The organism is Streptomyces sp. WM4235, from assembly GCF_001279725.1.
GTDB lineage: Bacteria > Actinomycetota > Actinomycetes > Streptomycetales > Streptomycetaceae > Streptomyces.
This window is the reverse complement of the sequence record NZ_LGDE01000074.1, coordinates 1-12,187: the sequence shown is the minus strand read 5'-3', so window position 1 is coordinate 12,187 and position 12,187 is coordinate 1. Positions and strand designations below refer to the sequence as shown.

The 12,187-nt window shown below is 73.0% G+C and carries 3 protein-coding genes and 1 pseudogene; 1 reads left to right on the top strand and 3 read right to left on the bottom strand.

Translation table 11 applies throughout. The features are described from left to right. A partial coding sequence (locus ADK55_RS36150) for a biotin carboxylase N-terminal domain-containing protein (RefSeq protein WP_159041253.1) occupies positions 1-132 on the bottom strand: 132 nt, incomplete at its 3' end. A 238-nt stretch (positions 133-370) separates the two neighbouring features. On the opposite strand from ADK55_RS36150, the gene ADK55_RS08480 reads away from it, so the two are divergent. After that, positions 371-2,014 carry an FAD-binding oxidoreductase gene (locus ADK55_RS08480; protein WP_053676863.1) on the top strand — a complete coding sequence of 548 codons (1,644 nt, stop codon included), beginning with the start codon at positions 371-373 and terminating at the stop codon, positions 2,012-2,014. A 122-nt stretch (positions 2,015-2,136) separates the two neighbouring features. On the opposite strand, the pseudogene ADK55_RS08475 reads toward ADK55_RS08480, so the two are convergent. After that, positions 2,137-8,639, bottom strand: a pseudogene (locus ADK55_RS08475) (type I polyketide synthase). Between the two features lie 41 nt (positions 8,640-8,680). Continuing rightward, positions 8,681-12,187 (bottom strand): type I polyketide synthase (locus ADK55_RS39650; RefSeq protein WP_159041321.1); only part of this gene is annotated, 3,507 nt, incomplete at its 5' end.

Genomic DNA, 12,187 nt, shown 5'->3' with positions numbered 1-12,187 from the left:
CGCCACACGCACATGCAGAGCGTCCCGATCCGGATCCGCGTAGACAGCCACACTCCCGATACCCGCATCCCGGCAAGCCCGAGCAACGCGGACAGCGATCTCGCCGCGGTTCGCAATCAGCACCTTACGCACGAACGCTCTCCTCAACTTCGGTGACAGTTCGAACCATCGACGGTCAAAAACGTAGCCCCGGCTCCTCGCCGGCGGCCCACCGGCAGGTAATCACCGCACGAGGACCGCCAGAGAACGCCTGGTGACCGAGTTGTGGTCGGGTGGCCGCGCCCCGGGTTCTCCCGCGGTCCTCGTGCCGCGGCTCTGCTCCGGCGCTCTTCTTCGGCTCTTCTCTCGTGTCTCATGGAGGTATGCGGTCATGACCGATGTGTCCCGTCGGGTGCTCATGAAAGGCGCGGCGCTGACCGGCGGCGCTCTGGCGGTGCCCGCGATCGGTGTCGTGGCGGCCGCGGGAACCGCCGAGGCGGCCGTCGTCGAAGGCACCGGGGAGGCCGCCGCCCGCGCGGCCGTCCCCGCCCCGATCACCGTCACCCGTACCGATCCGCGCTACCGCGGCCTCATATCGGGCTCCAACCAGCGCTGGGTCGGCTCCCCCGACTACGTCCGGCTCGTCGGCTCCGCCGACCAGGTCGTCAGCGCGGTACAGGAGGCCGTCGACCGGAAACTCAAGGTCGTGGTCCGCAGCGGCGGCCACTGCGACGAGGACTTCACGACCAACCCCGAGGTCCGTGTCGTCATCGACATGGCCGGGCTGGGCTCCATCGCGTACGACCCGCGGATGCGCGCCATCGCCGTCGAGCCGGGCGCCCTGCTGGGCACCGTCTACCGCACCCTCTACAAGCGTTGGGGCGTCGTCCTGCCCGGCGGCACCTGCCCGACCGTCGGCGCCGGCGGACACATCAGCGGCGGCGGATACGGCGCGCTGTCGCGTTCGCGCGGACTGACCGTCGACCACCTGTACGCCGTCGAGGTCGTCCACGTCGACCAGAACGGCCGGGCCCGCAAGGTGGTCGCGACCCGTGAGGCGAACGACCCGAACCGCGAGCTGTGGTGGGCCCACACCGGGGGCGGCGGCGGGAACTTCGGGATCGTCACCAAGTACTGGCTGCGCTCCCCGGGCGCCACCGGCGACGACCCGACGAAGCTGCTGCCCAAGGCGCCCTCCGAGGTGATCCTGTCGGACGTCAGCTGGTCCTGGGACGACCTGGACGAGGCGAGCTTCACCCGGCTCGTGCACAACTTCAACGTCTGGCACGAGAACAACTCGGGCCCCGGCGCCCCGGGCCGCTTCCTCTACAGCCAGTTCAAGGCGATGCACAAGGCGGCCGGCTACTTCCGGATGAGCACCCAGATCGACGCGGCGGCGCCCAACGCCGACCAGGTGCTCGACGGGTTCCTCGCGGCCGTCTCCGAGGGCACCGGGGTCCGCTACACCGTCGGTGACCGCTACCGGGCGCCGTGGCTGTACGCGGTCACCGAGTGGTCCGGCTTCGTCGAGGCCTCCGTGCCGCGCTGGAAGTCCAAGTCGGCGTACATCCGCAAGGCGATGCCGCAGGACCAGCTGAAGGCGATGTACCGGCAGCTGACCCGCACCGACTACCCGGGACCGTACGGGATGATCGCCCTCGTCAGCTTCGGTGGCCGGATCAACGACACGGCGAGCGCGGACACCGCCACCGCCCAGCGGGACTCCGTCGCCAAGATGCTGTACTGCAGCCTCTGGACGAACCCGGCGGACGACGCGGTGCACCAGAACTGGGTGCGCGAGGCCTACGCGGACGTGTACGCGAGCACCGGCGGCGTGCCCCGCCCGGGCGGGGTCAACGACGGCTGCTACATCAACTACGCGGACGCCGACATCGCCGATCCGACGCTCAACACCTCGGGCGTCCCCTGGCACCGGCTGTACTTCAAGGACAACTACCCGCGCCTCCAGCGGGCCAAGGCGAAGTGGGACCCGCGGGACGTCTTCTCGCACCGCCTCGGCATCCGCCTGCCGTAACGATTCCTCACACACGGTTCCCCACACCGCGGCACCGCGCCCCCACACCGCGCGCGGTGCCGCACGCAAGGGGAGAGCCCCGCCGGCCTCGGGCCGGCGGGGCTCTCTCGTGGCCGCCCCCGTCACGGGGCCGCCGGGAAGTGGCCTTCCTCGACGAAGAAGCCGACGTACTTCTCGAACAGCTCCTTCGTCAGCACGGGGATCTCGACGCCGGTGCCGGCCAGGGCCGCCGCCGTCTCGGTGGTGTCGATCGGCGGGTAGAACCCGTCGGTGTCGGACGTCATCATCTCGAAGGCGTCCAACAGCGGCAGCAGCGCGTTGTCGCCCGCCTTCACCGTGGTGTTCCAGTTGTCCCAGCTCACCTCGTCGAGCTCGTAGCCGAGCCCGCGCAGGAACTCGGCGCACCGGGTCAGTGCCAGCGAACTCTGGTTGAAGAGGTGGAAGGTACGGCCGACCGCGCCGGGCTGCCGCGAGATGCCGGTGATCGCCGCGCTGACGTAGTCGACCGGCAGCAGGTGGAAGCGGCCCTCGGTGCCCTTGGGGATGCTCCGGGACTGGACCAGCCCCTTCAGCGTCAGCCACACGAAGTCGGCGGTCTGGCAGGCGCCGTTGACCTGGTCGCCGGAGATCACGTCGACGCGGTAGACCGAGACCGGCAGGCCCCGGTCCCGGGCCAGCCCGATGATCTGCTCCGCGACCCACTTGGAGCGCAGGTACCCGCTCGCGAGGGGCTCGGCCGGCCCGGTCGGGTCGGTCACCTTCAGCGGGACGCCGGGCTCGCGCACCCCGTTGAAGACACCGACGGTGGAGACGTAGTGCACCGGGACGGTACGGTGGCGCGCCGCGAGCCGCAGCACCTCCTCCGTGCCCGTCACGTTCGAGGCCTTGAGGGTCTCGTACGGGTGCAGCCAGTGCACCCGGGCGCCGTTGTGGTAGACCACGTCGACGGTGCGGGCGAGCGCGTCGAACGCCTCCTCGGTCAGGCCGAGCCGCGGCTCGGCCAGGTCGCCGAGGACGACCGACAGCCGGTCCTCGTCGATCTCGTCCCACACCCGGTACCAGCGGGCGTTGGCCTTCAGCCGCTCCAGGGCCGAGGCCTCGTCCTCGCCGCGGACCAGGCAGCGCACCCGGCCCGTGGTGCCGCGCATCAGGTCCCGCAGCAGGAACGCGCCGAGGAAGCCGCTGGCCCCCGTCAGCAGGATCTCCTTCGGGTCCACGGCGGTCCGTACGACCTCCTGCGCGGGCCGGATGTCGTCGGCGAGCCGGATCTCCGCCGCGTAGTCCGTTCCCTTGCGGGCGGCGGAACCGCTGGCGACCTCGCCGTGCAGGAACGCGGCGAGCGCGAGCGGCGTCGGGTGGTCGAAGACCAGCGTGGGCGGCAGCTTGAGGCCGGTGGCCGTGCCCAACTGGTTGCGCAGCTCGACCGAGGTGAGCGAGTCGAAGCCCAGCGCCGAGAACGGCTGCCCGGTGTCGATCGCCGAGGTGTCGGAGTGCCCGAGGACCGCCGAGACCTGCGCGAGGACGACCTCCAGCACCGCCCGCGACTGCTCCTCTGCCGCCAGCCCGGCCAGCCGGTCCGCCAGGGTCTCCGTGGAGACCTCGGTGTTCTGGGCGGTCCGGCGGGCCGGCGTGCGAACCAGCTTGCTCAGCAGCACCGGTACCTGGACCTGCTCCCGCAGGGTCGCGAGGTCCATCGGGGTGGCGACCAGCGCCGCGTGCCCGGTCTCCAACGCGAGGTCCAGCAGGGCGGGGCCCTGCTCGGACTCCACGGGGCGGAAGCCGCTGCGGGCGATGCGCTGGAGGTCGGCCTGGTCGAGGTGACCGGTCATGCCGCTGGTCTGGGACCACAGGCCCCAGGCGAGCGATGTCGCGGCGAGGCCCCGGGCCTTGCGGTGCTGGGCGAGGCCGTCGAGGAAGTGGTTCGCGGCCGAGTACGTGGACTGGCCGGGACCGCCGACGACCGCCGCGATCGATGAGAAGAGCACGAAGGCCGACAGGTCCAGGTCCTTCGTCAGCTCGTGCAGGTTCCACGAGGCGTCGACCTTGGGCCGCAGCACCGCCGAGAGCCGCTCCGGGGTCTGCGATCCGATCAGCCCGTCGTCCAGGACGCCGGCGGTGTGCAGTACGCCGGTCAGCGGGTGCGAGCGCGGGACGTCCGCCAGTACGGCGGCCAGCGCCTCCCGGTCGGCGACGTCGCAGGCGGCGATGGTCACCCGGGCGCCGAGCGAGGTCAGTTCGGCGGCGAGGGCGCCCGCCCCCTCGGCGGCGAGACCGCGCCGGCTGGTGAGCAGCAGGTTCCGTACGCCGTGCTCGACGACCAGGTGCCGGGCGAACAGGGCGCCGAGACTGCCGGTGCCACCGGTGATCAGGACGGTGCCGTCGGGGTTCCACTCACCGGTGCGGCCTGCGGCCGACTCGGAGATCCGGCCCAGGCGCGGTATCAGCACCTGCCCGGCACGGACGGCCGACTGGGGTTCCCCGGAGGCGACCACCGAGGCCAGTACCGCGAACGGGTCGGCGGCGGGGTCGTCCAGGTCGAGGTCGTGGTCGACGAGCACGATCCGGCCGGGGTTCTCGGACTGCGCGGAGCGCAGCAGGCCCCACACGGTGGCGGCGCCCAGGTCGGTGACGTCCTCGTCGCGGGCGGCCACGCCGCCCCGGGTGAGGACCACCAGCCGGGTGTCGGTGAGGCGTTCCTCGGCCAGCCAGTTCTGTACGAGGGCCAGCGCGTCCCGGGCCGCCGTGTGCACGTCGGCGGCCCGGTCCCCGGTGTCGGGGGTCTCCTGGCGGGCCAGGACGACGTCGACGCGTTCGCCCGCGCCGATGACCCGCGCGGCCCGGGCCACGTCGGTGAACCGGCGGTCCCCGAAACCGTCCTTGCCCAGGGTCGCCCAGTGCGTGGTGTCCCCGGTGGCGACGACCGGGTACGGCGCCCAGTCGACGTGGAAGAGGGAGTCGCGCCGGCGGGCCAGGGCGTTGGAGACCTCGCCGACGGCGATGGCCCGGCAGGCGACCGACGCGACCCGGGCGACGGGCTGTCCGCTCTGGTCGGCGAGCTGGACGACCAGCGCGTCGTCGGCGTCGAGCGAGAGCCGTACGCGCAGCTTGGAGGCGCCGGTCGCGTACAGCCGGACGCCCTTCCAGTCGGTGGAGATCCAGACCGCGCCCTCGGGGACGGTGCCGTAGCTTGCGAGGCAGGAGGCCGCCAGCGCGACTTCGAGGAGGGCCGGGTGCAGGCCGAAGCCGGCCTGGCTGGTGCGGCTGCCGTCGGGCAGGCTGACCTCGGCGTACACCTCGTCGTCGCGGCGCCAGACGGCGTCCAGGCCCCGGTAGACCGGGCCGTAGACGTAGCCCTGCGTGGCGAGCTTCTCGTACGCGTCGTGCAGCGGGACCTCCTCGGCGCCGGCGGGCGGCCACTCGGTGAGCGCGAACGGCTCGTCGGCGCCCTGGAAGCTGAGGTGGCCGCGGGCGTTGAGGGTCCACGGCACGTCGGCGTTGTCGGGCCGCGAGTAGATCGCCAGCTCGCGCCGGCCGCCGCCGGCGGCGGAGCCCACGCTGACCTGGAGGTGGATGCCGCCCTTCTCGGGCAGGGCCAGCGGGCCGAGGATCGACAGGTCGTCGAGGACGGTGCTGCCCAGCTCGTCGCCGGCGCGGATCGCCATCTCGATCAGCGCGGTCGCCGGCACCAGGATCTGACCCAGGACGATGTGGTCCGCGAGCCAGGGATGGGTGCGCAGCGAGAGCCGGCTGGTGAACAGGACCTGGTCGGAGCCGGCGATGGTGACCGCGGCGCCGAGCAGCGGGTGGTCCGCCGATTCGAGGCCCAGGTCGGAGGCGTCGGCCACGATCCCGCTGGTCTCGACCCAGTACCGCTCGTGCTGGAAGGCGTACGTCGGCAGGTCGACGCGGCGGGCGCCCGTGTCGGCGAAGAACTCCCGCCACCCGACGGGAACGCCCGCCGTGTGGAGCCGGCCGAGGCCGCTGACGAGGGTCTCGGCGTCGGGGCGGCCCCGGCGCAGCAGAGGTACGGCCGTCGCGTCGGTGAGGGTGTCGCGGACCAGCCCGGCCAGGACGGCGTCGGGGCCGATCTCGACGAAGGTCGTCGCGCCGAACTGCTCCATGGTGCGGACCGCGTCGGTGAACCGGACGGCGCCGCGGACCTGGTCCGTCCAGTAGCCGGGGGTGCGCAGGTCGTCCCCGGTGGCGAGCTTGCCGGTGAGGGTGGAGATGACGGGCAGCTGCGGCTTGTTGTAGGTGAGGGTGGCCGCGACCTTCCGGAACTCCTCCAGCATGCCGTTCATGTGGGGGGAGTGGAAGGCGTGCGAGACCGTCAGGCGCTTGCTCTTGCGGCCCAGTTCGGCGATCTTGTCCGCGACCTTGAGGGCGGCTTCCTCGTCGCCGGAGACGACGACGGAGGTCGGGCCGTTGACGGCGGCGATCGAGAGCCGGTCCTCCAGAGCGGCAGGACCTCCGCCTCCGTGGCCTGCACGGCGATCATGGCGCCGCCGGTGGGCAGGGCCTGCATCAGCCTCGCCCGGGCGACCACCAGCTTCGCGGTGTCCGCGAGGTCGAGGACGCCCGCGATGTGGGCGGCCGTCAGCTCGCCGATGGAGTGCCCCGCGAGGTGGTCGGGGGTGATCCCCCAGGATTCGACGAGGCGGTACAGGGCCACCTCGACGGCGAACAGGGCCGGCTGGGTGTAGCCCGTCTCGTCCAGGTCCGTGCCCGAGGCGATGACCTCGCGGATCGGCCGGTCCAGGTGCTTGTCCAGCTCGGCCGCGACCGCGTCGAAGGCCTCGGCGTACACGGGGAAGTGCGCGTACAGCTCCTCGCCCATCCCGGCACGCTGCGCGCCCTGCCCGGTGAAGACGAACGCCGTGTGGCCGCCCGCCTTCGCGCCCCGCACCACGCTCGCGTCCGGTGCGCCGGCGGCCAGCGAGCGCAGGCCCTCCAGCAGCGCGTCCCGGTCGGCGCCGACGACCGCCGCGCGCTGCTCCAGCGCCGCGCGGCCGGTGGCCAGCGAGTACGCCACGTCCAGCGGGGAGGGTCCGGCGTCGGCCTCCACCAGCTCCAGCAGGCGCCGGGCCTGGTCGGCGAGCGCGTCAGGGGTCTTCGCGCCCAGCGTCCACGGCAGGAAGGGGAGCGCGCGGACGGGCGCGTCGCCGGCCGGCTGCGGCTCGTCGGAGGCCTCCTCGGTCGGCGGCTCCTCCAGGATGACGTGGGCGTTGGTGCCGCTGACGCCGAAGGCGGAGACGCCGGCGCGGCGCGGGGCGCCGCCGGCGGGCCACGGGCGGGCCTCGGTCAGCAGGGAGACGGCGCCCGCGTCCCAGTCGACCATCGGCGTCGGCTCGTCGATGTTCAGGGTCTTGGGCAGCACCCCGTGCCGCATCGCCATGATCATCTTGATGACGCCGCCCGCGCCGGCCGCCGCGACGCTGTGCCCGATGTTCGACTTCAACGAGCCGAGGTGCAGCGGCCGGTCCGCCGGGCGGTTCTGCCCGTAGGTGGCCAGCAGCGCCTGCGCCTCGATCGGGTCGCCCAGCCGGGTCCCGGTGCCGTGCGCCTCCACCGCGTCCACGTCGGCCGCGAACAGCTTCGCGGCGGCCAACGCCTGGTGGATGACCCGCTCCTGGGAGGGGCCGTTGGGGGCGGTCAGCCCGTTGGAGGCGCCGTCCTGGTTGACCGCGCTGCCGCGGATCACCGCGAGGACCTCGTGGCCGTTGCGCCGGGCGTCCGACAGCTTCTCGACGAGCAGCAGACCGACCCCCTCCGACCAGGCGGTGCCGTCGGCCGCCGCGGCGAACGACTTGATCCGGCCGTCCTCCGCCAGCCCGTTCTGCCGCGAGAAGTCGACGAACCCGCTCGGGTTGCCCGACACCGTCGAACCACCCGCCAGGGCCATGGACGACTCGCCCTTGCGGACCGACTGCACCGCCAGGTGCAGCGCCACCAGCGAGGAGGAGCACGCCGTGTCCACGGACACGGCCGGGCCCTCGAAACCGAAGGAGTACGCGATGCGGCCCGAGGCGACGGCGCTCAACTTGCTCGTCATCAGGTAGCCCTCAAGCTCCTCGGGACCCTCCAGCCCCAGGTAGCTCTGCTCCACCACGCCCGCGAACACGCCGACCGGGGTGCCCCGCAGCGAGGTCGGGTCGATGCCCGCCTGCTCGAAGGTCTCCCACGCGGTCTCCAACAGCACCCGCTGCTGCGGGTCCATGGCGAGCGCCTCACGGGGCGAGATCCCGAAGAAGCCGGGGTCGAAGAGGGCCGCGCCCTCAAGGAACCCGCCCTTCTTCGTGTACGACTTGCCCGGCTTGCCGCGCTCCGGGTCGTAGAGGGCGTCGATGTCCCAGCCGCGGTCCTCGGGCCAGTCGGTGATCCCGTCGGCCTCGTCCATGACCAGTTTCCACAGGGTCTCCGGAGAGGTCACCCCGCCCGGGAAACGGCAGGCCATGCCGACGATCGCGACCGGCTCGTCCTGGCCGGCCTCCAGTTCCGCGACCCGCTGCCTCGTCTTCTGAAGGTCGGTGGTCACCCACTTGAGGTACTCGACCATCTTCTGTTCTTTGGAAACAGCCTGGTCCGTGGACGCTGCCGGTTCGTTGGACTTGGTCTCATTGGACATGCGAAATCAACTTCTCCTCAGAGCTGCGTACGTCGGGACCATCAGTTCGCGGAACGGCCGAGCTGGTTGTCGATGAAGTCGAAGAGGTCGTCCGCGGAAGCGGATTCGATCGTGCTCGCCAGGTCCGGGCCCGCGGCCGTTCCCGTCGCCTCGTTCAGCCGGGACAGGATCGCCTGGAGCCGTACAGAGACCGTGGAGCGCGCCTGGACGTCCTCCAGGAGGGCGGTCAGGCTCGCTTCCACCCGGTCGAGGTCCGCCATCACGGGCGCCGACGCGTCGCCGGCGCCGTCGGGCGCCACCTCGCCGAGCACGTGGTCCGCGAGGGCGGTGGGCGTCGGGTGGTCGAAGACCACCGTGGCCGACAGCCTCACCCCCGTCGCCGCACCCAGACGGTTGCGCAGCTCCACCGCCGTCATCGAGTCGAAGCCCATCTCCTGGAACGCCCGGTCGGCCTGCACCGCGTCCTGGCCCGAGTGCCCCAGCACCGTGGCCACTTCACCGCGTACGAGGTCCAGCACCATCTGGTGCCGCTCCAGCGCCGACAACCCGGCCAGCCGGGTCGCGAGGAGCTCCACGGAGCCCGTGCCGGACTGGGCCGCGCGCCGGTTCGCCACCCGCACCAGGGACCGGAACACCGGCGGCACCAGGCCGTGCGCCCGCATCGCGGACAGGTCGACCGGGAGCACCACGACCGCCGGGCTGCCGCCGGCCGCGGCCGCGTCGAAGAGACCACCTCCCTCCTGCGGGGTGACCGGCCGGAAGCCCTCGCGGCCGAACCGCTTCAGGTCGTTCTCGTCCAGACCCGCGTTGATTCCGTGACTCAGGTCCCACAGGCCCCAGGCCAGTGAGGTCGCCGGCAGCCCGAGGGCCCGACGATGCGCGGCCAGACCGTCCAGGAAGGCGTTGGCCGCCGCGTAGTTGGACTGGCCGGGGCCACCGATGACACCGACGCTGGAGGAGAACAACACGAAGGCCGACAGCCCCAGGTCCCGCGTCAACTCGTGCAGGTGCCAGGCCGCGTCCGCCTTCGGACGCAGCACGGCCGCCAGACTGTCCGGTCCGAGCGCCGCGACCAGACCGTTGTCGAGGACACCCGCGGCGTGCACCACGCCCCGCAGCGGATGTTCCGTCGGGATCGCCGCCAGGGCCGCGGCCAGCGCGTCCCGGTCGGAGACGTCCACGGAGGACAGCGTCACCCGGGCGCCGAGCGCCCCGAGTTCGGCCCGCAACTCCGCCGCGCCTGCGGCGTCCGCACCACTGCGGCTGACCAACAGCAGGTTCCGCACGCCGTGCTCGGCGACCAGGTGCCGGGCGAACAGCGCGCCCAGCGCCCCGGTACCACCGGTGATCAGCACGGTGCCCTCCGGACCCCACGGGGTCGGCGCGCCCTCGCTCTCGGAGACCACGCGGCGCAGCCTCGGCAGCAGCACCTCGCCGCCGCGCAGCGCCGCCTGCGGCTCGCCCGAGGCGAGTACGGCGGACAGGGCGTCCACCGGCACCGCGCCGGCGTCCGCGTGGTCCAGGTCGACCAGCACGATCCGGTCCGGGGCCTCGGCCTGCGCGGAACGCAGCAACCCCCACACGGTGGCCGAGCCCGGCTCGGGAACCCCCTCGGAACCGGTGTCGACCGCGCCCCGGGTGAGGACCACCAGACGGGTCGCCTCCAACCGGTCGTCGGCCAGCCAGTCCTGCGCCAGCGACAGGGCCTGCCGCGCCGCCGCGTGGGCCGCGCCCACCACGTCACCCGAGGTGTCCGGCGCGATCCGGGCCACCACCGCGTCCACGGCGGCCCCGGCCTCGGCGGCCTTGCCGACCGCCGCCACCTCCTCGAAGGACGGGCCGTCGAAACCACCCTCGGCGGCTCCGAGGACGCCCCAGCGGACCCGGCTGCCCGGCTCGGGCAGCGCGGTCGCCGACCAGTCCACCCGGAACAGCGGCAGGTTGCCGCCGGCGCGCGCGGTGAACTCCTCGTCCGGCACGTCCCGGAACACCAGCCGCTCGATCGTGGCGACGGGCTGCTCCTCCGCGTCCGAGAGCCGTACGGTCACGGCCCCCTCCGCGTCCCCGTCGAGCGGGGCGATCCGCACCCGCACGGCGGTCGCGCCGGTCGCGTGCAGCCGGACACCCTGCCACCGGGCCGGAATCCTCGTCGCGCCGGCCACGCCTGAGCCGCCGGCCCCGGCGAGCGCGGCCTCCAGCAGCGCCGGGTGCAGCTCGTAGGCCGCCGCGTCGGGCAGCAGTTCCTCGGGCAGCCGGACCTCGACGGCCTCGCCGCCCACCGCGGCGGGCACCTGCTGCCCGCCGGTGGTCTCGAAGGCGCCGTGCGCGTGGGCCGTCCAACCGGCCTCGGCCTCGTCACCGCGGGTGTGGACCGTGAAGGGACGCCGCCCGGAGTCGTCCACCGGGCCCACGCCCAACTGGAGTTGGAGGGCGCCCTGTACGGGCAGCACCACCGGGGTGCTCGACTCCAGCTCGGCGAGCCCGGCCAGCCCCAGTTCGTCGCTCGCCCGGACCGCCAACTCCACCAGCGCGGAGGACGGCAGCACGGCCGACTCGAAGACGGCGTGCTCGGCCAGCCACGGGTGCGAGCGCACCGAGAGCCGGCTGGTGAACAGCACCTGGTCGGCCCCGGCGATGGTGACGGCCGCCCCGAGCAACGGGTGCCCGGTCGGGTTCAGGCCGTACCCGGCATCGGCCGCCGCACCCGAGCCCTTCAACCAGAACGCCTCGTGCTGGAAGGCGTACGTCGGCAGGTCCGTCCGCTCGGCGCCCGTACCGGCGAAGTAGGCCTCCCAGTCGACGCGGACGCCGCGGCTGTGCAGCCGGCCCACGCCCGCGACGAGGGTCTCCGCGTCGGGGCGACCCCGCCGCAGCAGCGGCACGGCAACCGCGTCCGTCAAGATGTTCTGCGCCAGGGCGGTGAGGACGGCGTCGGGGCCGATCTCGGTGAAGGTGGTGGCGCCGAGGGCTTCCAGGGCGCTGACGGCGTCGGTGAAGCGGACGGCGCCGCGGACCTGGTCGGTCCAGTAGTCGGGGGTGCGCAGGTCGTCGCCGGTGGCGAGCTTGCCGGTGAGGGTGGAGACGATGGGGATGCGGGGTTCGTCGTAGGTGAGACCGGCCGCCACCGCCCTGAACTCCTTGAGCATTCCGTCCATGCGCGGCGAGTGGAAGGCGTGCGAGACGGTGAGCCGCTTCGTCTTGCGGCCCTGCGCCTCGAACCGCTCCGCGAGGTGCAGCGCCGCGTCCTCGTCGCCGGAGACGACCACCGATGTGGGGCCGTTGATGGCGGCGATGGCGAGGCGGTCGTCGAGGCCTTCGAGGTGGGGGAGTATCTCCGCTTCGGTGGCTTGGACGGCGATCATGGCGCCGCCGGTGGGCAGGGCCTGCATGAGCCGTGCGCGGGCGGCGACGAGCTTCGCCGCGTCGGGGAGGGTGAGGATTCCGGCGACGTGTGCGGCCGCGAGTTCGCCGATGGAGTGGCCGGCGAGGTGGTCGGGCTTGATGCCCCAGGATTCGAGGAGTCGGTAGAGGGCGACTTCGAGGGCGAA